This window comes from Paraburkholderia sp. BGA-UO-ETr-F12, assembly GCF_059567945.1.
The window spans coordinates 26,989-50,514 of sequence record NZ_JCAQOZ010000023.1 but is presented as its reverse complement, the minus strand read 5'-3'; the positions used below and the strand labels follow the sequence as shown (position 1 = coordinate 50,514).

Annotated in this window: 19 protein-coding genes; all 19 read right to left on the bottom strand. The window is 62.2% G+C overall.

The window, feature by feature from the left end:
- Positions 1-27: 27 nt before the first annotated feature.
- The 19 genes from AC57B6_RS08890 to AC57B6_RS08800 all read right to left on the bottom strand — a co-directional run bounded on the left by AC57B6_RS08890 (position 28) and on the right by AC57B6_RS08800 (position 23,027).
- Entirely contained in the window at positions 28-798 is a 771-nt protein-coding gene (locus AC57B6_RS08890; protein WP_046566829.1) for an enoyl-CoA hydratase, read from the bottom strand.
- 150 nt (positions 799-948) lie between these two features.
- Complete coding sequence (locus AC57B6_RS08885) at positions 949-2,148, bottom strand: acetyl-CoA C-acyltransferase (protein WP_496421000.1); 1,200 nt, start codon at positions 2,146-2,148, stop codon at positions 949-951.
- Between the two features lie 184 nt (positions 2,149-2,332).
- Positions 2,333-4,768, bottom strand: a complete 2,436-nt coding sequence (locus AC57B6_RS08880) for a 3-hydroxyacyl-CoA dehydrogenase/enoyl-CoA hydratase family protein (protein ID WP_030102089.1) — start codon at positions 4,766-4,768, stop codon at positions 2,333-2,335.
- Positions 4,769-4,891: 123 nt separating this feature from the next.
- On the bottom strand, positions 4,892-6,679 hold the full coding sequence (locus AC57B6_RS08875) for an acyl-CoA dehydrogenase C-terminal domain-containing protein (RefSeq protein WP_028198908.1): 1,788 nt from the start codon (positions 6,677-6,679) through the stop codon (positions 4,892-4,894).
- A gap of 96 nt (positions 6,680-6,775) precedes the next feature.
- The gene (locus AC57B6_RS08870) at positions 6,776-7,375 is read right to left on the bottom strand and encodes a TetR/AcrR family transcriptional regulator (RefSeq protein ID WP_028198909.1); all 600 of its coding nucleotides are present in this window, start codon (positions 7,373-7,375) and stop codon (positions 6,776-6,778) included.
- A gap of 323 nt (positions 7,376-7,698) precedes the next feature.
- Positions 7,699-7,830 (bottom strand): hypothetical protein, encoded by a 132-nt coding sequence (locus tag AC57B6_RS08865; protein WP_255246809.1) that lies wholly within the window; start codon positions 7,828-7,830, stop codon positions 7,699-7,701.
- A gap of 133 nt (positions 7,831-7,963) precedes the next feature.
- Positions 7,964-9,223, bottom strand: a complete 1,260-nt coding sequence (gene clsB, locus AC57B6_RS08860) for a cardiolipin synthase ClsB (protein WP_028198910.1) — start codon at positions 9,221-9,223, stop codon at positions 7,964-7,966.
- The gene (nudB, locus tag AC57B6_RS08855; protein ID WP_496421013.1) at positions 9,220-9,720 is read right to left on the bottom strand and encodes a dihydroneopterin triphosphate diphosphatase; all 501 of its coding nucleotides are present in this window, start codon (positions 9,718-9,720) and stop codon (positions 9,220-9,222) included. The genes clsB and nudB overlap by 4 nt, the downstream gene beginning before the upstream one ends.
- 192 nt (positions 9,721-9,912) lie before the next feature.
- Positions 9,913-11,712 (bottom strand): aspartate--tRNA ligase, encoded by a 1,800-nt coding sequence (gene aspS, locus AC57B6_RS08850; RefSeq protein ID WP_028198912.1) that lies wholly within the window; start codon positions 11,710-11,712, stop codon positions 9,913-9,915.
- Positions 11,713-11,789: 77 nt separating this feature from the next.
- Positions 11,790-12,443, bottom strand: coding sequence for a DUF502 domain-containing protein (locus tag AC57B6_RS08845; protein WP_028198913.1), 654 nt, complete (start codon positions 12,441-12,443; stop codon positions 11,790-11,792).
- A 75-nt stretch (positions 12,444-12,518) separates the two neighbouring features.
- On the bottom strand, positions 12,519-12,923 hold the full coding sequence (locus AC57B6_RS08840) for an FmdB family zinc ribbon protein (RefSeq protein WP_028198914.1): 405 nt from the start codon (positions 12,921-12,923) through the stop codon (positions 12,519-12,521).
- Positions 12,924-13,093: 170 nt separating this feature from the next.
- Positions 13,094-13,717 (bottom strand): methyltransferase domain-containing protein, encoded by a 624-nt coding sequence (locus AC57B6_RS08835; protein WP_030102095.1) that lies wholly within the window; start codon positions 13,715-13,717, stop codon positions 13,094-13,096.
- A gap of 29 nt (positions 13,718-13,746) precedes the next feature.
- Complete coding sequence (ubiB, locus tag AC57B6_RS08830) at positions 13,747-15,324, bottom strand: ubiquinone biosynthesis regulatory protein kinase UbiB (protein WP_028198916.1); 1,578 nt, start codon at positions 15,322-15,324, stop codon at positions 13,747-13,749.
- Positions 15,325-15,339: 15 nt separating this feature from the next.
- On the bottom strand, positions 15,340-15,984 hold the full coding sequence (locus AC57B6_RS08825) for a ubiquinone biosynthesis accessory factor UbiJ (RefSeq protein ID WP_028198917.1): 645 nt from the start codon (positions 15,982-15,984) through the stop codon (positions 15,340-15,342).
- Between the two features lie 153 nt (positions 15,985-16,137).
- Complete coding sequence (locus AC57B6_RS08820) at positions 16,138-17,130, bottom strand: Tim44 domain-containing protein (protein WP_046566847.1); 993 nt, start codon at positions 17,128-17,130, stop codon at positions 16,138-16,140.
- Positions 17,131-17,168: 38 nt separating this feature from the next.
- The gene (ubiE, locus tag AC57B6_RS08815; protein ID WP_028198919.1) at positions 17,169-17,900 is read right to left on the bottom strand and encodes a bifunctional demethylmenaquinone methyltransferase/2-methoxy-6-polyprenyl-1,4-benzoquinol methylase UbiE; all 732 of its coding nucleotides are present in this window, start codon (positions 17,898-17,900) and stop codon (positions 17,169-17,171) included.
- Positions 17,901-17,969: 69 nt separating this feature from the next.
- The gene (locus tag AC57B6_RS08810; protein ID WP_046566850.1) at positions 17,970-18,383 is read right to left on the bottom strand and encodes a gamma-butyrobetaine hydroxylase family protein; all 414 of its coding nucleotides are present in this window, start codon (positions 18,381-18,383) and stop codon (positions 17,970-17,972) included.
- An 86-nt stretch (positions 18,384-18,469) separates the two neighbouring features.
- Entirely contained in the window at positions 18,470-18,898 is a 429-nt protein-coding gene (locus tag AC57B6_RS08805) for an HIT family protein (RefSeq protein ID WP_028198921.1), read from the bottom strand.
- Positions 18,899-18,932: 34 nt separating this feature from the next.
- Entirely contained in the window at positions 18,933-23,027 is a 4,095-nt protein-coding gene (locus AC57B6_RS08800) for a DUF3683 domain-containing protein (protein WP_496420999.1), read from the bottom strand.
- Positions 23,028-23,526 lie beyond the last annotated feature (499 nt).

Sequence of the window (23,526 nt, the reverse complement as noted above, 5' to 3'; positions counted from 1 at the left end):
TCGTCAGGCGCCCTGAGCGCAGCCGGTTCAATCGAACTGCCGGAAGTCCGGCTTGCGTTTCTCGAAGAACGCCTTGAACGCCTCGCGCGCTTCCGGCGCGATCAGCATCTTGCCGAAGTGCACCGCCTCCTCGCTCATCTGCGTTTGCAGTTCATGCTGGCTCGCGTGCTTCATCAGACTCTTCGTCACCCGCAACGAAGAAGCCGGCAGCGCCGCCAGTTTGGCCGCCTGCGCGGCGGCGAACGCATCGACTTCAGCGGCGGGCAACACGCGATTCACGAAACCCATGCGGTGCGCTTCGACAGCATCGAAAGCTTCGCCGAGCAGCAGTTTTTCCGCTGCGGCCTGATACCCGGCCACGCGCTGCAACAGCAAACTCGACGCCGCTTCCGGGCAAAGCCCCAACTGCGTGAACGGCAGCGAAAAGCTCGCCGTATTCGCCGCGTACACGAGATCGCAGTGCAGCAGGAGCGTTGTGCCGATACCGACTGCCGGGCCCGCCACCGATGCCACCACCGGCTTCTCCGCCGAACTGATCGCGCGCAGGAACTGGAACACCGGGGCGTCTTCACCGCCTGGCGGCTTCTTCATGAAGTCTTCGAGATCGTTGCCGGCACTGAAAATGCCGGCGCTGCCGCGAATCAGAATCGCCCGGATCGAGGTATCGCCCTGCGCCTCGACCAGTGCATCGGCCATCGTCTGATACATCGCGGCCGTGATCGCGTTTTTCCTGTCGGGCCGGTTGAAGGCAATCGTCAGCACGCCGTCGGCGCGCTCGACCAGAATATCCATTGTCATCTCCTCGTACTCCTGGTTGCTGCTGAATGGAAAAAACGGCTCGCAAGCCGGGTAGGCCTGCGAACCGTTTCCGCGGTCCTTAAGGGGTCACTGCAGGGATCACTGCAGGGGTCACCGCAAGCATCACTGTCATGACCTGGACCGATACGCTTACAGACGTTCGATAATGCCCGCCGCACCCATGCCGGTACCGACGCACATCGTCACCATGCCGTACTTGAAGTTGCGGCGGCGCAGGCCGTGCACCACCGTCGACGCACGAATCGCGCCCGTTGCACCCAGCGGGTGGCCGAGTGCGATCGCGCCGCCAAGCGGGTTGATCTTCGACGGATCGAGACCGAGGTCCTGAATCACCGCCAGCGATTGCGCGGCGAATGCTTCGTTCAGTTCGATCCAGTCCATGTCGTCAATCTTCAGACCGGCAGCTTTCAGCGCGGCCGGAATCGCTTCCTTCGGACCGATACCCATGATTTCCGGCGGCACGCCACGCACGGCGAAACTGACGAAACGGGCGAGCGGCGTCAGGTTGAATTCCTTCAGCATCTTTTCCGACACGACGATCAACGCGCCCGCGCCGTCCGACGTCTGCGAACTGTTGCCCGCCGTCACCGAACCCTTGTTTGCGAACACCGCGCGCAGTTTCGCCAGACCTTCCAGCGACGTTTCGGCACGCGGACCTTCGTCGAGCGAGACTTCACGCGTCTTCACCTTCACTTCGCCGGTGGCGAGATCGGGGAAACGTTCGGTAATCGTGTACGCGGCGATTTCGTCGTTGAACTCGCCGGCCTGCTGCGCGGCGATGGCACGGCGATGCGACTCGACCGAGAACGCGTCTTGCGCTTCGCGGCTGATCTTCCAGCGCTCGGCGACCTTCTCCGCGGTCAGACCCATACCGTAGGCGATGCCAATGTCTTCGTTGCGATCGAAGATATGCGGCGACATCGACGGCTTGTTGCCCATCATCGGCACCATGCTCATCGATTCGCAGCCGCCCGCGATCATCGCGTCCGATTCGCCGACGCGGATGCGGTCCGCCGCCATGGCCAGCGCGGTCAGGCCCGACGCGCAGAAACGGTTCACCGTGACACCGCCCACCGTGTTCGGCAGGCCCGCCAGCAGCGCGCACATCCGCGCGACGTTGAGGCCTTGCTCGGCCTCGGGAATCGCGCAGCCGATGATGGCGTCTTCGATTACCTTGGTATCGAGGCCCGGCACTTGCGCCACAGCCGATTTGATCGCGTGCACCAGCAGTTCGTCCGGGCGCGTGTTCTTGAACATCCCGCGCGGCGCCTTGCCGATCGGCGTGCGGCTCGCGGCGACGATGTATGCGTCTTGCAATTGCTTTGTCATTTCAAGCTCCTATGTCGACCAGAGTTAGCGCTTTAGCGCTTACTCTGGTCCCATGCAGTCTTATCGCGGTCGGCGGGAGTTGGCGCTTTAGCTGTCGACCAGAGTTCGCACTTCAGTGCGTTACTCTGGTCCCACGCAAAGCACTTACTCCCGTCCCATGCAATTTATTGCGTTCGTTCGTCGCTTAGTTGCGCACCGGCTTGCCGGTTTGCAGCATGCCCATGATCCGTTCCTGCGTCTTTTGCGTGCCGAGCAGATCGACGAACGCTTGACGCTCGAGTTTGAGCAGCCATTCTTCGTCGACGAGGCTGCCGGCTTCCACGTCACCGCCGCACACTGCTTCCGCGATGCGGCTGGCGATCAGGAAATCGTGCTCGCTGATGAAACGGCCGTCGCGCATGTTGACGAGCGATGCCTTGATGGTCGCGATCGCCGAGCGGCCCGCCACCGGCACTTGCGTGACACGCAGCGGCGGACGATAGCCCGCGGCCGACAGCGCGCGCGCTTCCTTCTTCGCGATATCGAGCAGCTCGAACACGTTGAAGACGATCGTGTCGGACGGCTTCAGGTAGCCCATGGCGCGAGCGTCGAGCGCGGAGGCCGAAACCTTCGCCATCGCCGCGTTTTCGAACGACTTCTGCACGAACTTAAGCAGGTCGTTGGTTGCGCCGGCCGCGGTTGCGGCTTCCGCCGCGCGCAGTGCCGCTTCCTTCAGACCGCCGCCCGCCGGCACGAGACCCACGCCGACTTCGACCAGGCCCATATAGCTTTCGATGTGCGCCACACGCTTCGCGCTATGCAGCGCCAGTTCGCAGCCGCCGCCGAGCGCGATGCCCGACACCGCCGAGATGACCGGCACGCTCGCGTACTTCACGCGCAACATGCCCTGCTGGAATTTCTTCACGAACGGTTCGATGCCCTTCGCGCCGCCCATCATGAATGCGGGCATGGCTTCTTCGAGGTTCGCACCCGCGGAGAACGGGCCGCCCGGCGTGCCGAGTTTCAGCGACGTAGGCTGCCACACGACCAGGCCCTTGTAGTCCTTCTCGGCCAGTTCGATGGCTTGCGTCAGGCCGTCGATCACCGACGGTCCGATCGTGTTCATCTTGCTCTTGAACGACACGATCAGCACGTCGTTCTCGCCCGCGCGGTCGTCGACCCACGCACGCACGGCGTCGGTTTCGAACAGCGTCTTGCCGTACGTCTTCGGATCAGCCGACGTTTCGCCGACCAGCGGTGCGCGGAACACCTGTTTGTCGTAGACCGACAGCGAGGAACGCGGCACAAAGGTCTTCGAAGCCGGCGACCACGAACCTTCGTTCGTATGCACGCCGCCCTTCTCGGCAACCGGACCTTCCAGCACCCACGACGGCAGCGGCACGTTCGACAATGCCTTGCCCGCCGCGATGTCTTCCTGCACCCATTCGGCGACCTGCTTCCAGCCGGCCGTCTGCCAGCCTTCGAACGGGCCTTCGTTCCAGCCGAAGCCCCAACGGATTGCCAGGTCGACGTCACGCGCGTTGTCGGCGATCGATTCAAGATGCACGCCGATGTAGTGATACACGTCGCGGAAAATCGACCACAGGAATTGCGCCTGCGGATGCTCCGATTCGCGCAGCAGCTTTAGACGTTCTGCAGGCGGACGCTTCAGAATGCGGCCGACCAGTTCGTCGGCTTTCGCGCCGCCGTCGACGTACGAACCCGTCTTCGGGTCGAGCACCTTGATCGCCTTGCCTTCCTTCTTGTAGAAGCCGCCGCCGGTCTTCTGACCCAGCGCACCCTTCTTCACCAGTTCGGCCAGCACAGCCGGCGTTTCGTAGACCGGGAAGAACGGATCGTCCTTCAGCGTGTCCTGCATCGTCTTGATGACGTGCGCCATGGTGTCGAGACCGACCACGTCCGCGGTACGGAACGTTGCCGATTTCGCGCGGCCCAGACGCGAGCCCGTCAGGTCGTCCACTTCGTCAAAACGCAGGCCGAATTTCGCGGCTTCGGTAATGACGGCGAGGATCGAGAAAATACCGACGCGGTTAGCGATGAAGTTCGGCGTATCTTTTGCCCGCACGACACCCTTGCCGACCACGCTCGTCAGGAACGATTCGAGCTGGTCGAGGATTTCCGGACGCGTCGTGGCGGTCGGGATCAGTTCGACCAGGTGCATGTAGCGCGGCGGATTGAAGAAGTGCACGCCGCAGAAGCGTGCCTTCAGTTCATCCGCGAAACCGTTCGACAGTTCGGTGATCGACAGACCCGACGTGTTGGTCGCGAAAATCGCATTCGGTGCGATGTGCGGCGAAACCTTCTTGTACAGATCGTGCTTCCAGTCCATGCGTTCGGCGATCGCTTCGATCACGAGGTCGCACTCGGCGAGCTTCTCGATGTCGTCGTCGTAATTCGCGGGCTGGATGTATTGCGCGTCGTCCTTCACGCCGAAAGGCGCGGGCGACAGCTTCTTCAGATTCTCGATCGCCTTCAGCGCGATCGCGTTCTTCGGGCCTTCCTGCGCGGGAAGGTCGAACAGCAGCACGGGCACCTTGGCGTTGATCAGGTGCGCTGCGATCTGCGCGCCCATCACGCCGGCGCCGAGCACGGCTACCTTGCGAATGTTCAGATTGCTCACGTCGTTCCTCCGGGGAGTTATGCGGTGTCGCGAATGTGTCTCTTACATTTCGCGATGTATGACTTGCGGCGGTGGCAAACGCCGCGCCTTATGAAGGCGCGGCGTTTGCCTCGAAGGTGCGCTTTAGAACAGCGACTCTTCGACGTCCATCATCGGCTTCGAACCGGCGCGCGCCTGACGAATCGTCATTGCCGTTTCGGGCAGCAGCTTCGCGAAGTAGAAGCGCGCGGTAGCCAGCTTCGCCTTGTAGAACGGATCGCCGGATGCTTCGTTGTCCAGCGCGATACGCGCCATGCGTGCCCAGAAGTACGAGAACACGAGATGGCCGACGGTGCGCAGATACGGCACGGCGGCGGCGCCGACTTCGTCCGGGTTCTGCATGGCTTTCATGCCGATTTCCATCGTCAGCTTCTGCACCTTTTCGCCGATGTCGGCGAGCGGGTTGATGAACTCCTGCATTTCCGGCTTCACGCCTTCGGCTTCGACGAAATCCGACACCAGCTTGCCGAACTTCTTCATCTTCGCGCCCATGTCGCCGAGAATCTTGCGGCCGAGCAGGTCGAGCGCCTGAATCGCGTTGGTGCCTTCGTAGATCATGTTGATACGCGCATCGCGCACGTATTGCTCCATGCCCCACTCGGCGATGAAACCGTGGCCGCCGTAGATCTGCATCGCGTGATTGGTGCTCTCGAACGCGTTGTCCGAGAGGAAGGCCTTCAGGATCGGCGTGAGCAGCGCAACCAGATCCGCAGCCTCTTTACGCACCGATTCGTCGGCGTGCGACAGTTCCTTGTCGATGTGCAGCGCGGACCAGTACGAGAACGCACGCGCGCCTTCAGCGTAGGCCTTCTGTGTGAGCAGCATGCGGCGCACGTCCGGGTGCACGATGATCGGGTCGGCGGCTTTTTCCGGTGCTTTCGGACCGGTCAGCGAGCGCATTTGCAGACGCTCTTTCGCGTAGGTGAGCGAGTTCTGATAACCGATTTCCGTCAGACCCAGGCTCTGCATGCCAACGCCCAGACGCGCGGCATTCATCATCACGAACATCGCGTTCAAGCCCTTGTTCGGCTCACCGACCAGCCAGCCCTTCGCGTTATCGAGATTGATCACGCAGGTCGCGTTGCCGTGAATGCCCATCTTGTGTTCGATGGAGCCGCACTTCACGCCGTTGCGCTCGCCCGGTTCGCCGGCTTCGTTCGGGATGAACTTCGGCACGATGAAAAGAGAAATGCCCTTGGTGCCCTTGGGCGCATCCGGCAGACGTGCCAGCACCAGGTGAACGATATTCTCCGCGAGATCGTGTTCGCCGCTGGAGATGAAAATCTTCGTGCCGCTGATCGCGTACGAGCCGTCGCTGTTCGGTTCGGCTTTCGTGCGCAGGATACCGAGGTCGGTGCCGCAATGCGGCTCGGTCAGACACATCGTGCCCGTCCAGACGCCCGCAACCAGCTTCGGCAGATAGCGTTGCTGCAGTTCCGGCGTGCCGTGCGCATGCAGACATTCGTACGCGCCGTGCGACAGACCCGGGTACATCGTCCACGCCTGATTCGCTGAATTCAGCATTTCATACAGTGCGTTATTGACGAATGCGGGCAGGCCCTGGCCACCGTATTCCGGATCGCATCCGAGTGCCGGCCAGCCGGCTTCCACATATTGCTTGTAGGCTTCCTTGAAGCCCTTCGGCGTGGTCACGACGCCGTCGCCGACGTACGTGCAGCCTTCCTGGTCGCCGCTGTGATTGAGCGGGAACAGCACTTCGGAGCAGAACTTGCCGGCCTCTTCGAGCACGGCGTTGATCGTGTCCGCGTCGAGATCCGCGTGCTTCGGCATCTGCTTGATCTCGGCTTCGACGTTAAGCAGCTCGTGCAACACGAATTGCATGTCGCGCAGCGGCGCGGCGTACTGTCCCATGACTCTCTCCAAAGTTTGACAAGGAGCCAGGCTGTTAGCTCATCCGAGGAAACGGACTTTCAACGCCGCTGAATCTGTTCAAGTTCGACGGCCTTGCTAACGGCTTTCGCTCTGATACGAAACAATCAATTTTTCCAGCGCGGCCCACGTGAGAGGCACTGCATCCGGCAAGTGCAGGAAGCGCGCGTCGTGATGCAGGCCGAGCGTGAAGCTGTACAGTTCGAACAGCATCAGCTGCGGATCGGTATCGGCGCGCAGATGCCCTTCTTCCATCGCCTGCGAAATGGCACGAGTGAGCGCCGCACGCCAGATCGTCACGCTCGACACCAGTTGCTCGCGCACCGGGTTATCCCCACGGTCGTCATACTCGACCGCGCCGCTGATGTAGATGCACCCAGTAGTGACTTCCTGAATGCGCTTCTCAATCCAGCGCGAGATCATCGCGCGCAAGCGCGGCAAGCCACGAGGCTCGCGCAAGCTCGGGAAAAACACCTCGTCTTCAAAACGACGGTGGTATTCGCGCACGACTTCGACCTGCAGATCCTCGCGCGACCCGAAATGCGCGAACACACCGCTTTTGCTCATCTGCATGCGCTCGGCCAGCAGCCCAATCGTCAGACCTTCCAGTCCGTCGCGGCTTGCCAGATCAAGTGCTGCTTCGAGAATCGCGACTCGTGTTTGTTCGCCTTTTCGCATAGCTTTTTTACCGTTCTAATGTGACCGAAAGAAAATCGAACGGCCGTACTATTATTGAGTGCTGCCGTCCGCGAAACAAGGACTTTATTAGAAACCGGTTTCTAACCTGGTTTCAATTCTGCGGCATCCGTCAATCAGACGAAGGAGATTTTTTAGAGGCGTTTGCCTTCTTTTTTTGCCTTGCCTTGCGCAAGGACGACATGATGCAGCAAGCGGGGGGACGTCGGGAAGAGTTTGAGAACGGTTTGACGGCCGTATGCGGCCGCCAGGTGCCGCGTAGCGGCGATGCGTGGAGATGAACCGAACCCTCATCATCTACTGAATCATCGGGCCTGTCGCACGACCTCCTCCTGCAAGGCGGTGACGACACGTGCCAGCACGTCGTCCCACTTACCGCGCTCGGACTGCGTGAAGAGACGCAAGCCGGGATACCAGGGACTCTTTGTCCCGTTCATCCAGCGCCAGCAGCCGGGAGTCTGCAGCGGGGTCAAAGATTCGAGTGAGGGAGCGTCATCGGGTCAGGGGACTGGAGAATCGGCCGGCGAGTGAAGCTTTTCGCGCAATAGCCTAAGCAAACGCCTGGAATGACTAATCGTAACCACCCACCGTCAACAGCTTCATCGCCGCCCGATAAGCCGTGTAGGCCAGCCAGTTGAGCAGCCGCTCACCGGCCGGACGGGCCTCGTAGTGCGCCTCGTCGATCCGGCGTGACTCCTTGAACGCAGCGAGGATCGCTTCGCGTAGCTTGTCGATTGCCGGATCGTTCACCAGCACCACGTTGGCTTCGTTGTTGAGCATCAGGCTCAACGCGTCGAGGTTCGACGAACCGACCGTCCCCCAGTTCGAATCCACTACCGCGACCTTGCCGTGCAGCATGGTTTTCTCGTACTCGGCGATCTGCACGCCGGCCTTGAGCAGCGCGCGGTACAGGAACGGCACGGCGTAATCGAGCGCCTTGAACTCCTTGCGCCCGATGATGAGCTTTACATCGACGCCGCGCCGCGCCGCGAACACCAGCGCACGCCGCAGCTTGCGGCCCGGCATGAAGTACGGGTTGGCGAGCAGCACTTCACTGCGGGCCTGGCCGATCGCAGTCAGATACGCCTTTTCGATGGCGCGGCGGTTGATCAGGTTGTCGCGCGCGACGAAGGCCACACAAGGTTGACCGCCGGCCCAGAGCGCCTCGTTGCGATTGCGGCGCCGGCGACGCAGCGTGCCGAGCGACGCCACGGTCTTCGGTCCGAGATCGGGCTGCAGAGATTCCAGAGGCCGATGCCCGAGGCGAATCCGCCGCCATTGCACCTCGAACGCCTCGCGGATATCGGCGACCACGGGCCCTTGCAGTTCCACCGCGAAATCCCAGCGCCGGTAAGGCAGCCTCTCGCCGTTGTTCTCGTAATCGTCGACGATATTGATGCCGCCGCAGTAGCCGAACTGATCGTCCACCACCGCGATCTTGCGATGCGTGCGCGAAAAGCCGAAGCGGCCGAACAGATGCGGGTTATAGATGCGGTGGTCGATGCCGGCGAGCGGCCATTGGTTGAACATCGGCAAGCGCGCGGTGCCGATGCCGTCGGTAATCACCCGCACCTTCACGCCGCGCGAGGCCGCACGCAGCAAAGCCGCGCTGACGGCCTCACCCGCGCTGTCGTCACAGAAGATATAGGTTTCCAGAACCACGTCGCGCTGCGCCGCATCGATACGCTCGATCAGCGCGGCGAAAAACTCGTCGCCGGAACGTAGCAGCTTGACCTCGTTACCGCTGGTGAAGCGATAGCGCTGCCAATAGCGGCGGCCGAGCAGCGATTGCCGAAGGCGGGCAAAACGGCGCGCGCCGCCGACGCTCACCGGGCACGCTCCTCGAGCTGGCCATTCAGGCGCCCCGCAAGCCGCTTCGGCAATTGCAGGATCGCGTCGGCATTCGACGACGAGAAGCAGCGCGAGGCCGCCTCTTCATAAGGCAGCCACAGAAACGCCGTGTGCTCGCGAGGGGCGAGCGTTACCTCCAGTTGCTCCGGCACTTCCAGGCTGAACCAATGCTCGGTGTTATGGATCACGCCTTCGGCGTAGCGATGCCGGAACTGCGGGTAAATCTCGTATTCGATCGAGTACTGCCAGTCGAACAGCGCGCTCGTCGGCACCAGCTTGCTGCCGACCACGATGCCGGTTTCCTCGGCCACTTCGCGGGCCGCGGTCTCCATGAAGGGTTCGTCGATCTGGTCTTTTGAACCGGTCACCGATTGCCAGAAATCCGCGTGATCGGCGCGCCGGATCAACAGCACGTCGAGCGCAGGCGTATGGATGACAACGAGTACGGATTGCGGGATCTTCGGCGGTTTCGGCATGGCGTAAAAACTGGGCGCAAAACTGGCGCGGTACATGTCGGTGGTCGGTTCGGCTGGCGGTCCGGTGATCGGTCGGGACCGGTTGCTTCGACTGTAACGCAAAAAACGAAAAAGGCGCATCACGCGCCTTTTTCGTTTGCTTCTCCGTGTACCTCATGCGGCCACATTCAGGCCGCTTCGGTTTGCTCCGGCTTAGACCTTCGGTTCGGGCTGACGCAGACGGATGTGCAACTCGCGCAACTGGCGCTCGTCCACTTCGCTCGGCGCCTGCGTGAGCAGACACTGCGCGCGTTGCGTCTTCGGGAACGCGATCACGTCGCGAATCGAATCGGCGCCGGCCATCATCGTGATGATGCGGTCCAGACCGAAGGCGATACCGCCGTGCGGCGGCGCGCCGTATTGCAGCGCGTCGAGCAGGAAGCCGAACTTGGCTTGCGCTTCTTCCGCACCGATCTTCAGCGCGCGGAACACCTTGCTCTGCACTTCTTCACGGTGGATACGCACCGAACCGCCGCCGATTTCCCAGCCGTTCAACACCATGTCGTAAGCCTTGGCGAGACAGCGCGCCGGATCCGTTTCCAGATACTCGAGGTGCTCGTCTTTCGGGCTCGTGAACGGGTGATGCGCGGCGACGTAACGGTTGTCTTCCTCGTCGTACTCGAACATCGGGAAGTCGATCACCCACAGCGGCTTCCAGCCGGATTCGACCAGACCGTTGGCCTTGCCGAATTCCGAATGACCGATCTTCAGACGCAGTGCGCCCAAGCTGTCGTTCACCACTTTCGCGCGATCCGCCGCGAAGAAGATGATGTCGCCGTCTTGCGCGCCGGTGCGCTCGATGATCGCCTTGACCGCTTCGTCGTGCAGGTTCTTGACGATCGGGCTTTGCAGACCGTCACGGCCCTTTGCCACTTCGTTGACCTTGATCCACGCGAGGCCCTTCGCACCGTAGATGCGCACGAATTCGGTGTAGCTGTCGATGTCGCCACGCGAGAGTTCGCCGCCCTTCGGCACGCGAATCGCCGCGACGCGGCCGTCTTTCGTGTTGGCCGGCGTGCTGAACACCTTGAAGTCGACGTCTTTGACCGCATCCGTCAAGTCGGTGAATTCGAGCTTCACGCGCAGGTCCGGCTTGTCCGAACCGAAACGGCGCATGGCTTCCGAGTACTCCATGACCGGGAATTTCTCGTCCAGTTCGACGCCGATCGTTTCCTTGAAAACGTGACGAATCATCGCTTCGAACAGATCGCGAATTTCCTGTTCCGACAGGAACGAGGTTTCACAGTCGATCTGCGTGAATTCCGGCTGGCGGTCGGCACGCAGGTCTTCGTCGCGGAAGCACTTGACGATCTGGTAGTAGCGATCGAAGTTCGCCACCATCAGCAACTGCTTGAACAGTTGCGGCGACTGCGGCAGCGCGAAGAACTGGCCCGGGTTGGTGCGCGACGGCACGAGGTAGTCGCGCGCGCCTTCCGGCGTGCTCTTGGTGAGCATCGGCGTTTCGATGTCGATAAAACCCAGCGAGTCAAGGTATTTGCGCACTTCGATCGCGACGCGGTAACGCAGACGCAGGTTGTGCTGCATCTGCGGACGGCGCAGGTCGAGCACACGGTGCGTGAGGCGCGTGGTTTCCGACAGGTTGTCGTCGTCGAGCTGGAACGGCGGCGTGATCGACGGGTTCAGCACGATCAGCTCGTGGCACAGCACTTCGATCTTGCCGCTCTTGAGCGAAGCGTTCGTGGTGCCTTCCGGACGAGCACGGACCACGCCCTTGATCTGCAGGCAGAACTCGTTGCGCACGCCTTCGGCCGTCTTGAACATTTCCGCGCGATCCGGATCGCAGACGACCTGGACCAGGCCTTCGCGGTCGCGCAGGTCGATGAAGATGACGCCGCCATGGTCGCGGCGGCGGCTTACCCAGCCGCACAGCGAGACAGATTGGCCCAGCAGTTCTTCGGTCACCAGACCGCAGTATTCAGATCTCATCGACATGATGTTTGTCTTTCGTTTTGCATTAGTTGAACGGGCGCGCAGCAATCAAACACGGTTTGAAGCGCTACGCACCGGCATTACAGCGGAGGCTCGACTGTCGTGCGGCGCACCGGCGCCGGTGGCGCGGACGGCGCCACCACGCCCATCGAGACGATGTACTTGAGCGCGGCGTCGACTGTCATGTCGAGTTCGATCACTTCGCTTCTGGGCACCATCAGGAAGAAGCCGGACGTTGGGTTCGGCGTAGTCGGCACATACACGCTGACGTGATCTTCTTTCAGGTGGTTGAGCACGTCGCCGCCCGGAATACCGGTCAGAAACGCGATCGTATAGGAGCCGCGGCGCGGATACTCGATCAGGAGCGCCTTGCGAAACGCATTGCCGCTGCTCGACAACAAAGTGTCCGACACCTGCTTCACGCTGGTGTAGATCGGGCCGACCACCGGAATGTGTGCGACCACGACTTCCCACCACTTCACGAGCTTCTGGCCGATGAAGTTTTGGGTCAACAGGCCGACGACAAAGATGAATGCCAGCGTCAGCACCGCGCCGAGACCCGGCAAACGGAAGCCGAACAGGCGCTCCGGTTGCCATGCGCTCGGCAGCAACAGCAGCGTCTGGTCCATCGTGCCGATGATCAGGCCGAGCACCCACAGTGTGATAGCCAGAGGCACCAGCACCAGCAGGCCAGTCAGGAACACCGATTTGAGCGTCGTTTTTTTCGTCGTCATGTGTACCGCCAGAAAGCCGCGCAAGCCGGTATCCGGCGCGCGGCGTGTGCGCCGCCCGCGAGGGCGGCAGACCTACTAGGCGCTGCCGGAACCGCTCGAACTCGTCGATGCGGCGGATGCGGCAGCAGGTGCAGCAGGCGTTGCGGCTGCGCCCGATGAAGCGGCGGCGGCCGTGCCGTTGGCCGAAGCCGTGTCGGATTTCGCGGCGCCGTCACTGCCGGCTGCGGCGTTTTCGCCCGAATTCGCATTCGAGCCGCCATTCGCGTCGGGCTTGGCCGGCGCGCTCGCGCCGCCGTTACCACCGCGGAAATCGGTTACATACCAGCCGGAGCCCTTCAACTGGAAACCGGCTGCGGTCACCTGCTTGCGGAACGTGTCTTTTCCGCACTCGGGGCACTGCGTCAACTGGGGGTCGCTCATCTTCTGAAGCACGTCCTTCCCGAAGCCGCATGACTCGCAACGATAAGCGTAGATCGGCATGAACTTTTCCCTACTGAAATCTTGTAAACGCTTGCAAAGCCTTGAATTATAGCCGCATATGGCTAGTCCCCCATGAATTTCAGGGACGAACGCCGGACGCAGCCGCCGCCGACCTAAATGGGGGTGGCCGCCATCGAATCAAGTGCGCCTCGAATACGGTGACGCCGCGTTCAGCCACGGCGGCGCCAGGTCATCCAGCGCTCGCGGCCGGCAAACACGGCAATCGACTCGCTCACAGCCTCATCTTCGATCAGATCGAAATGCGGCGTGAGCAACGCATCGAGCTCGGCACGTTCGATGCCGAACGGCGGCCCTTTCGGCGTCGCACCCATGAAATAGAAACCTGCCAGCAACGCGCCCCCCGGCAACAATTCCGCCATCCGTTGCGCGTAGTCTGCTCGGCGCGCCAACGGCAACGCGCAAAGGAAGGCGCGCTCATAGATCCATGCCGGCGTGAACGGCGGCTTGTACGTGAAAAAGTCGGCCTGCTCGACCAATTGCGCATGCTGCGCGCCCATTTGCTCGCGCGCCGCAGCCACGGCGGCAGGCGAGAAATCGATCGCTCGGACCGGATTGCCGCGCTCGGCCAGCCAGAGCGCCTCGTACGCACTGCCACAGCCGGGAATCAGCACGGCGGCGCCGCTATGCCGGCTAGCGAATGACTGGAACGCCGGCGGCACGCCGGCCTGATCCCACGGCATGAACTGGCGCTCGAAGCGTTCGTCCCAGAACTCGGGCGAGTTGGGATCGCGGCTCGCGAAATCGGGTGCGGAGGGCTGGGTGGGATCGCTCATGGGAGGCCTCGTCAGGTTCTGGATCGGAATTACGCGCCGTAGGCGAAGGCCAGAAACACCCGCGCCGCCACTGCGCCGACGCCGACCGCCACGCCGAACAGCAGCAGCCCTTGCAGCAACCGGTTGGTGCGCTTCTGCTCCAGCAGTATCTGGCGAATCATCTCGTCGTTGGCGCCCCGCGTGTTGTCGTGACGCTCGGCCAGCGCGTGATGAATCAGGCGCGGCAACTGCGGCAGCGTCTTGCTCCACTGCGGCGCCTCGATCTTCAGCCGCTCGTACCAGCCGCGCAGACCGATCTGCTCGTTCATCCAACGTTCGAGATAGGGCTTGGCCGTCTTCCACAAGTCCAGTTCAGGGTCGAGCGAGCGGCCGAGCCCTTCCACGTTCAACATGGTTTTTTGCAGCAGCACCAGTTGCGGCTGGATTTCCACATTGAAGCGGCGCGAGGTCGAGAACAGGCGCATCAACACCTGGCCGAGCGAAATATCCTTCAACGCGCGATCGAAATAGGGCTCGCAAACCGCGCGAATCGCACTTTCCAGCTCTTCGACCCGGGTAGTAGGCGGCACCCAGCCGGACTCCAGATGCAGCGTGGCCACGCGGTGGTAGTCACGCTTGAAGAAGGCGAGGAAATTCTGCGCGAGATAGTTTTTGTCGAAGTCCGACAGCGCGCCGATGATGCCGAAGTCGAGCGCAATATAGCGGCCGAAGTGCGCCGGATCGAGGCTCACCTGAATGTTGCCCGGATGCATGTCGGCGTGGAAGAAGCCGTCGCGGAACACCTGGGTGAAGAAAATTTCGACGCCTTCGCGCGCCAGTTTCGGAATATCGACGCCCGCGGCGCGCAGCGTCTCCACCTGGCTGATCGGCACGCCGACCATGCGTTCCATCACCAGCACCGTGGGCGTGCAGAATTCCCAGTACATCTCCGGGACCAGCAGCAGATCGAGGCCGGCAAAGTTGCGGCGCAACTGGCTGCCGTTCGCAGCTTCGCGCATCAGATCGAGTTCGTCATGCAGGTACTTGTCGAATTCGGCCACCACCTCGCGCGGCTTGAGGCGCTTGCCATCGGCCCACAGGCGCTCGGCCCATACCGCGATGTCGCGCAGCAAGGCCAGATCGGAGTCGATCACCGGCAGCATGTTCGGCCGCAGCACCTTCACGGCGACCGCCTTGCCGGCATGCTGCCCCGCTTTCACCTTCGCGAAGTGAACCTGCGCGATCGACGCACTCGCCACCGGCACCCGCTCGAAATCGTCGAATAGCACGTCGACCGGCGCGCCGAGCGACTTCTCGACCAGCCCGATCGCCACCGCCGAATCGAACGGCGGGACCTGATCCTGCAGCTTGGCCAGTTCATTAGCGATATCGACCGGAAGCAGATCGCGCCGCGTGGACAGCACCTGGCCGAACTTGACGAAGATTGGCCCGAGGCTTTCGAGCGCGAGCCGCAAACGCACGCCCGGCGGCGCGTCGAACTTGCGGCCGATGGTAGTGATACGCAGCAATAGACGTACACGCCGGTCGTTGACGCGGCTGAGCATCATCTCATCGAGACCGAATCGGATGACCGTGAAGAAAATCTTGAGGAAACGCAGAAAACGCATAGTTATGCCCAGTGACTAGCGCGTGCCGCGCGACGTGGCGGCGCCGCCCGGCGCATTGGCGCCGTGGGCTTCGACCTTCTGTTCGAGACGCTCGATGCGCTTTTCCACTCGCGCCAAAGCATCGCGGGCGCGGGCCAGTTCGGCGTTGAATTCTTCCAGTGCGACGCGCCGTACCAGTTGCGGATTTTCGTCGAGAAGATATTCGGCGGCGGTGTCGAGCAGGTTGCGCCCGGTGCGCCGCGCGTGTTCGCCAACCGTACGCACGACCGACGCGACCCGCCATGCCGGACCGTCGCCGATCAGTTTCGCCAGATCCTCTTCCGGCTCCCAGCGCAGATGCTCGGCGAGCCTGGCAATCACAGTCGCGAATTCAGCGTCGCCTTCGATCTTCACGTGCTTCATCACCGCTGCCTGGCCGCCTTGCAGGAAGGCCGGCAGCGCATCAGGCGGCACCGAAATGGTGACGTCGAACTGTTGCGTATCGGTTTCGCCGATCGCGCCCAGATAGCCGTCCGGTTGCACCAGCAGCATCAGCGTAACCGGCGGACAGGACAGTCTGGCGGTCTTGCCCGCGTATGGGGCGAGGCGCTCTCGAGCCCACGATTCGCGGGCGAGCAGGTGATTGACGGCAGCAGCGAAGGGCTTGGCGGCGAGGGTCATTGAGAGTGGCAAGAAAAAACCCGCGCGGGCGAGGTGCCCGCGCGGGTTCCTATTGTAACGTCCGTTCGCTTCGCGGCCTGCTATGCCGAACGGCCAATGCTGTGAGCGAAGTCAGGGCTCGCGGCGCTGCCCCGGCTCTGTTTCGCGGCAACTTCAGTGCTGCACCACTTGCTGAATACCGGCCAGCAGCCAGCCTTCACCGGGGCGGTTCGACTTCGTCAGGTTCCACACTTCGACGAACGGCTCAGCCGCCGCACCCGCCGATTCACGGATCAGGCCGGAGAAGCGCACGCTGGCGAAGTACTCGGTCGCACGTTCTTCAACGCCCAGCAATTCCGCATTCAGTTGCACCACGTCCGTCTGATTGGACTCGGCGCCGCGCGACGACAGATCGACCTTGACCTCGGCGAACATTTCCGGGGTGGTGAATTCGCGGATGTCTTCCGTGTTGCCGACGTCCCACGCGGCTTGCAGACGTACGAAGTACACCTTGGCGTTGCGCAGGAACGCTTCCGAATCAAAGCCTGCCGGTACGACCGGGGCGGTGTTGATGGACGGCGTGCTCAGCGGATTGCCTTGCGGTTCGAGGTAGGAGCCCGTGGGCGGAGCGGTATAACGCGGTTCCTGCGCATAGCCGGTACCACCCGCATTCAACGACGGCGAGCCGCCGGCGTAGGCCGGCTGAGCCGTGTCGCGTTTGCGGCCCATGAAGCGGCGGACCAGCCAGATGCCGATCATCGCGAGCACCGCGATCACAATGATGTTGGCCATGGCGCCGGCGAATGCGCCGCCGAGACCGAAGTGCGACAACAGCGCCGCGATACCGAGACCAGCCGCAAGACCGGCGATCGGCCCGAGCCAGCGCGAGCGGTTGGGCGCCGCGGCAGGCGTCGGCGCAGGAGCCGGCGCCGGCTGCGCGCGCTGCTGCATCGCCTGATTGCTTTGGGAAGGTTGCGATGGGGTCGACTGCTGCTGAACCGTGTTCGACTGACGGCCAATACTACGGCCACCGCCCATGCGGCGAGCTTCCGCATCGAGCGAGGCGAGAGAGCCGGCCATGATCAGACCGACCATCGCGATCAGTCCGATTCTTCTCACCAACGACCGCTTAACCTTACGGGGAGATAACACACCTGAATCGGACATTTTCGTACTTTCCTTTAAAAATCGATGGGTTAGAGACCCTAGTATTTGGTCCCCACATGTAAAGCTACCACGCCAGCTGACAAATTGTAATATTTGACGCCGTCCAGGCCCGCTTGTTCCATCATTGTTTTTAAAGTTTCCTGGTCCGGATGCATCCGGATCGATTCCGCCAGGTAGCGGTAGCTCTCGGCGTCCTTCGCAAAGCGCTCGCCGAGCCACGGCAACACCTTGAACGAATAGACGTCGTAGACCTTTTTAAGCGGATCCCATACTTTCGAGAACTCCAGCACCAGCAGACGGCCTGCCGGTTTCAACACGCGGCGCATCTCGGCTAACGCCACGTCCTTATGAGTCATGTTACGCAAGCCGAAGGCCACCGTCACCACATCGAAGTAATTGTCGGGAAAGGGGATTTTTTCGGCGTCGCAAAGCAGTGCCGGCGTAATCACACCCTTGTCCAGCAGCCGGTCGCGGCCCACGCGCAGCATCGATTCGTTGATGTCGGTGTGCCAGACTTCGCCGGTTTCGCCCGCCTGTTTTGCGAACGCCTTCGACAGATCGCCCGTGCCGCCAGCGATGTCGAGCACCTTGAAGCCCGGCCGGACGTTGGCCTGGGCGATCGTGAACATCTTCCACGCCCGGTGCAACCCGCCCGACATCAGGTCGTTCATCAAGTCGTAGTTTGAGGCGACCGAGTGGAACACGCCCGCCACCTTCTGCGCTTTTTCCTGTTCGTCGACCGATTGAAAGCCGAAGTGGGTTTTGCTCATCGCGCTCGTCCTTTCGCGTATTCTGAAATATGTTGCGCCGCATCAGTGCGGCGATCAGGGCGAATCGTATCAGTGACAGTGCCCGTGCGCAGCACCGGCGGGGGTCATTGGCGCATCGCGGTCAACGCCGGCCGCTGCCAGTTTGGCGAGATATTCGCGCCAGAGTTCATCCTGACGGACGGCCATGTCGTGCAGCAGGTCCCAGGAATAGATGCCGGTGGAGTGCCCGTCGGAGAAAGTCGGCTGTATCGCATAGTTGCCGACGCCTTCGATCATCTTGATCGTGACCTCGCGCTTGCCGGTTTGCAGCGTCTCCTGGCCGGGCCCGTGGCCCATCACTTCCGCCGATGGCGAATACACGCGCAGTAACTCGAACGGCAGGCGATAGGTTTCGCCATTTGCGTATTGCAGTTCGAGCACGCGCGATCTGGAATGCACGACCACGCCGGTCGGCACGGGAGTATTGGGAGTCAGTCCACTCATGTTGACCTCATATAGAAAACGCCAGGCCGTCCCGAGTTTCCGAACCCCTCGGCACATCTGGCGCGCAACGCCAGACTCAGGGACGTTCAGCCAAAAACCTGTTCGATTTCCTGCCGCACCGCTTCGCGCAGCAGGGTAGCTTGCGCGCGGCGCGACGACAGCATGGCTTCGGACACCGTACGTTGGCGCGGCGCCCAGATCGGCAGGGGGAAGTGAGCGTCGTTCGAAAAACGCGGAATCACGTGCCAATGCACGTGCGGCACCTGGTTGCCAAGGCTCGCCAAGTTGACCTTCACAGGCTGAAGAATGCGCCGCATCGCCCGCTCGACCGCATAAACGGCCTGCATGACGCGATCCCGGTCGGTTGCGGCGAGATCGGAAAACTCGGCGACGTGCGTATTCCAGATCACCCGGCAAAAGCCCGGGTAATCGTGTTCGTCGGCGAGGACGACACGCAGCGTGTCGTCCTGCCACAGCACGTCACCGCCATCTTCACGGCAAAAAACGCATTCCATCGTCGTCCTCAGGCAAAAATCGTCAGTCGTGCCATTAAACCAGCACGCGCTCGATTCCGCCATTGTTCGCCCGCTGGACATAGTCCGACATCCAGTCTTCACCGAGCACGTGACGTGCCATCTCGACGACGATGTAGTCCGCCTCGGTGCCGGCGTCTTCGTTGTAGCGCGACAGCCCTTGCAGGCAGGACGGGCAGCTCGTCAGGATCTTGACGTCGGTGGCGCCGTTCGGTTGCGGGCCGCTACCGGCCTTGAGCACCGAGCCCTCCGGCGCCCCCGCCGCGCCGGCCGACGCATTCGCCGCATTGATCCCGTTCGCGCCGGCTTCGGCGACCAACGGAATACCGCGCAATTTCGCCGCGCCCTTACGCATTTCCTCTTCCTTGCGGAAGCGGACTTGCGTCGAAATGTCCGGGCGCGTCACCGCGAGTGTGCCGGATTCGCCACAGCAGCGATCGTTCTTCTCGATCTTGTAGCCGTCCTTCTCCGAACCCATCAACGAATTGACGAGCTTGACCGGGTCCATCGTCTTGATCGGCGAGTGGCACGGGTCGTGATACATGTAGCGCACGCCGTTTACGCCCTCGAGCTTGATGCCCTTCTCCAGCAGAAACTCGTGGATATCGATGATCCGGCAGCCCGGGAAGATCTTCTCGAATTCGTAGCCGGCCAACTGGTCGTAACACGTGCCGCACGACACCACCACCGTCTTGATGTCGAGGTAGTTCAGCGTATTGGCGACGCGGTGGAACAGCACACGGTTATCCGTGACGATCTGTTCGGCCTTGTCGAACTGGCCCGAGCCGCGCTGCGGATAACCGCAGCACAGGTAGCCCGGCGGCAGCACGGTTTGCACGCCCGCTTCCCACAGCATGGCTTGCGTGGCCAGACCGACTTGCGAGAACAGCCGCTCCGAGCCGCAGCCCGGGAAGTAGAACACCGCTTCCGTATCGGCCGTGGTCGTCTTCGGGTTGCGGATGATCGGGACGATCTTGTTGTCCTCGATATCCAACAACGCGCGGGCGGTTTTCTTCGGCAGGTTGCCCGGCATCTTCTTGTTCATGAAGTGGATCACCTGTTGCGTGACCGGCGGCTTGCCGACGGTAGCCGGCGGGTGCGCTGCCTGCTTCTTCGCGAACTTCTTGAGCACATCGTTGCCGAGACGCTGCGCCTTGTAGCCGATCCCCATCATCGCCGTGCGCGCGAGGTTGATGGTCTGCGGGTTGGTGGCGTTCAGGAAGAACATGCCGGCCGCGTTGCCCGGATTGAATTTCTTCTTGCCCATCTTGCGCAGCAGGTTGCGCATGTTCATCGTCACGTCGCCGAAATCGATCTTCACCGGGCACGGCGTCACGCACTTGTGACAGACGGTGCAGTGATCGGCGACGTCGTTGAACTCGTCCCAGTGCTTGATCGACACGCCGCGGCGGGTCTGCTCTTCGTACAGGAACGCCTCGACCAGCAAGGAAGTGGCGAGAATCTTGTTGCGCGGGCTGTACAGCAGGTTCGCACGCGGCACGTGGGTCGCGCACACCGGCTTGCACTTGCCGCAACGCAAACAGTCCTTGATCGACTCGGAAATCGCGCCGATGTCGGACTGCTGCATGATCAGCGATTCATAGCCCATCAGGCCGAAGCTCGGCGTGTAGGCGTTGCGCAGGTCAGCGCCTTCGAGCAGCTTGCCCGCGTTGAAGCGGCCGTGCGGATCGACGCGCTGCTTGTAGGCACGGAATTCGCCGATTTCTTCTTCGGTCAGGAATTCGAGCTTGGTAATGCCGATGCCGTGCTCGCCGGAGATCACGCCGTCGAGCGAACGCGCCAGCTTCATGATGCGCGCGACCGCCGTGTGGGCGTCCTGCAGCATCTCGTAGTTGTCGGAGTTGACCGGCAGGTTCGTATGGACGTTGCCGTCGCCCGCATGCATGTGCAGCGCGACGAACACGCGGCCACGCAGCACCGTCTTGTGGATCGCCTGGGCTTCTTCGAGAATCGGCTTGAATTCGCCGCCGTTGAAGATCTGGCGCAACTCGGCGCGGATTTCCTGCTTCCAGGAGACGCGAATCGTGCGGTCCTGGGTGATATGAAAGACGGTCGCGTCAGGCTGCGCGTCCGCGCGGTCGGCAAACTTCTCCGCCAGCCCTTCGTAGCCGAGGCCGACCAGATAGTGCTGCGCCTCGCGCAAAGACAGGTCGAGCTTGTCGCGCAGGAATTCCCAGCGCGTGCGCACCTTCTTCAGCAGATCGAGCGCCTGCTGCACGCGATCTTCGAGCAGCTCCGCGCTCGGAATCTCGTTGGCGTCGTCGCTCTTGCCGAGCGGCAGCTTGCCGCCCTTGAAGAACGTTTCCAACGCGTCGACCAGTTGCAGCTTGTTCTTGATCGACAGTTCGATATTGATGCGCTCGATGCCGTCGGTGTACTCGCCCATCCGGTCGAGCGGGATCACCACGTCTTCGTTGATCTTGAACGCGTTGGTGTGCTTGGCAATCGCCGCGGTCCGGCTGCGGTCGAGCCAGAAGCGCTTGCGCGCTTCGGCGTTGACGGCGACGAAACCTTCGCCGCTCTTGCCGTTGGCCATGCGCACGACTTCCGAGGTGGCTTGTGCAACCGCGTCCGCGTCGTCGCCGACGATGTCGCCGATCAGCACCATCTTCGGAAACGCGTTGCGCTTGCTCTTGGTCGCGTAGCCGACCGCGCGCAGATAGCGCTCGTCCAGATGCTCGAGGCCGGCGAGAATCGCGCCGCCCTGCTTCGACGTTTCGAACAGATAATCCTTGATCTCGACAATGCTCGGAATCGCTTCGCGGGCCTGACCGAAGAATTCGAGGCAGACCGTGCGCGTATGCGCCGGCATCTTGTGCAGCACCCAGCGCGCCGACGTGATCAGGCCGTCGCAGCCTTCTTTCTGCACCCCCGGCAGACCCGCCAGGAATTTGTCGGTCACGTCCTTGCCGAGGCCTTCCTTGCGGAACACGCGGCCCTTGATGTCGAGCGCTTGCGTGCGCAGCAGCTTTTCTCCCGGCGCGTGGCTGCCGTCAAACCACTTCAGCTCGAAGCGCGCGACTTCGATGTCGTGAATCTTGCCGAGGTTGTGATCCAGACGCGTGACTTCCAGCCAGTTCCCTTCCGGGTCGACCATGCGCCACCAGGCGAGGTTGTCGAGCGCCGTGCCCCACAGCACCGCTTTCTTGCCGCCTGCGTTCATCGCGACGTTGCCGCCGACGCAGGACGCATCCAGCGAGGTCGGATCCACCGCGAACACATAGCCGGCCTGTTCCGCGGCTTCGGTCACGCGGCGCGTCACGACACCGGCGCCGGAGAAAATCGTCGGCACCTTGCGGTCGACGCCCGGCAGTTCGGTCAGCTCGACCGCGCCAAGCTGTTCGAGCTTTTCCGTATTGATGACAGCGGAAAACGGCGTGAGCGGCACCGCGCCGCCCGTGTAACCCGTGCCGCCGCCACGCGGAATCACGGTCAACCCCAATTCGAAACACGCCTTGATCATGCCGGCGATTTCGGCCTCGGTATCCGGAGTCAGTACGACAAACGGGTATTCCACACGCCAGTCGGTTGCGTCGGTCACGTGCGAGACACGGGACAGGCCGTCGAACTTGATGTTGTCTTTTTCCGTGACGCGACCCAGCACCTTGTTCGCGCGACGGCGCAGATCGAAGGTTTTCTGGAATTCGCTCTCGAAATCGTCGACGGCACGACGTGCCGCCGCCACCAGCGTCTCAACGCGAGCCGCCCGATCAATCCCTGCTTCGTCGCCATGGGCGACCAGATCGGCGCGACGGCGCTTTTCGATCTCGGTCAGACGATGGTGCAGCGCCTCGATCAGCAGCGCCCGGCGCTTCGGATTGTCGAGCAGGTCGTCCTGCAGGTAAGGATTGCGGCGCACGACCCAGATGTCGCCGAGCACTTCGTACAGCATGCGTGCCGAGCGGCCGGTGCGGCGTTCAGCGCGCAGTTCGGCCAGAGCCGCCCAGGCATCGTCGCCTAGCAGGCGGATAACGATTTCGCGGTCGGAGAACGACGTGTAGTTATAGGGAATTTCGCGCAGACGCGCTTCGGGATCGGCGGCCACCGCTGCGGCGGCCCCGTGCGGATCGAAAACTTGAGGTGCGTTCATGTTCGGACGACTCGGTGGGTCAACCAGGCGCGCTCACGGGTGAGGCGTCGGCGGACGGTGCGCGTGGGGCGCAATGCTGGAAATCTTCTAGGGGAGCGAAGCGCAACCGACGGCTTACCCACATCGGTCGCTTCACGGCGCTCAGAGACAGCTACACGATCGTGCCTGACGGACGTGACGCTCCGCCGCGGGGCAAGACTCACGCGGGACGGGCATCAAATGGGCGATCCGAGGCTGCCAGTGCATCTTCCGATCCTTATTCCAAAATGGAATTCTACCTTATGATTCCGCCGCGCGTTGACGCCCGAAATCGGAGTGGTGGCGGGGTTTTAGGGGGTTTTGGGTAGAACGGCGCCCATCGATGCCTATGACGAATTCTCCGACCGAACGGTCGGGCGGCCACTTGCCGGCGGCGCTCAGGCGCGCGCCGAGGGTTCGGCGACGGCCAGAGCGCCCACCGTTGGCGCTATCATTGACCCTTTCCCGTCTCACAAAGCGC

Excerpts from the sequence above, each read along its gene's own strand:
- AC57B6_RS08845 (WP_028198913.1), bottom strand. The coding sequence starts at position 12,443 with ATGACGACGAAAAAAACGACGCTCAAATCGGTGTTCCTGACTGGCCTG.
- AC57B6_RS08825 (WP_028198917.1), bottom strand. The coding sequence starts at position 15,984 with ATGACCCTCGCCGCCAAGCCCTTCGCTGCTGCCGTCAATCACCTGCTC.
- nudB (WP_496421013.1), bottom strand. The coding sequence starts at position 9,720 with ATGCCGAAACCGCCGAAGATCCCGCAATCCGTACTCGTTGTCATCCAT.
- AC57B6_RS08865 (WP_255246809.1), bottom strand. The coding sequence starts at position 7,830 with ATGAACGGGACAAAGAGTCCCTGGTATCCCGGCTTGCGTCTCTTCACG.
- AC57B6_RS08870 (WP_028198909.1), bottom strand. The coding sequence starts at position 7,375 with ATGCGAAAAGGCGAACAAACACGAGTCGCGATTCTCGAAGCAGCACTT.
- AC57B6_RS08885 (WP_496421000.1), bottom strand. The coding sequence starts at position 2,148 with ATGACAAAGCAATTGCAAGACGCATACATCGTCGCCGCGAGCCGCACG.
- ubiE (WP_028198919.1), bottom strand. The coding sequence starts at position 17,900 with ATGAGCAAAACCCACTTCGGCTTTCAATCGGTCGACGAACAGGAAAAA.
- AC57B6_RS08890 (WP_046566829.1), bottom strand. The coding sequence starts at position 798 with ATGACAATGGATATTCTGGTCGAGCGCGCCGACGGCGTGCTGACGATT.
- aspS (WP_028198912.1), bottom strand. The coding sequence starts at position 11,712 with ATGTCGATGAGATCTGAATACTGCGGTCTGGTGACCGAAGAACTGCTG.
- AC57B6_RS08820 (WP_046566847.1), bottom strand. The coding sequence starts at position 17,130 with ATGTCCGATTCAGGTGTGTTATCTCCCCGTAAGGTTAAGCGGTCGTTG.
- AC57B6_RS08835 (WP_030102095.1), bottom strand. The coding sequence starts at position 13,717 with ATGAGCGATCCCACCCAGCCCTCCGCACCCGATTTCGCGAGCCGCGAT.
- AC57B6_RS08805 (WP_028198921.1), bottom strand. The coding sequence starts at position 18,898 with ATGGAATGCGTTTTTTGCCGTGAAGATGGCGGTGACGTGCTGTGGCAG.
- ubiB (WP_028198916.1), bottom strand. The coding sequence starts at position 15,324 with ATGCGTTTTCTGCGTTTCCTCAAGATTTTCTTCACGGTCATCCGATTC.
- AC57B6_RS08840 (WP_028198914.1), bottom strand. The coding sequence starts at position 12,923 with ATGCCGATCTACGCTTATCGTTGCGAGTCATGCGGCTTCGGGAAGGAC.
- AC57B6_RS08800 (WP_496420999.1), bottom strand. The coding sequence starts at position 23,027 with ATGAACGCACCTCAAGTTTTCGATCCGCACGGGGCCGCCGCAGCGGTG.
- AC57B6_RS08810 (WP_046566850.1), bottom strand. The coding sequence starts at position 18,383 with ATGAGTGGACTGACTCCCAATACTCCCGTGCCGACCGGCGTGGTCGTG.
- AC57B6_RS08875 (WP_028198908.1), bottom strand. The coding sequence starts at position 6,679 with ATGGGACAGTACGCCGCGCCGCTGCGCGACATGCAATTCGTGTTGCAC.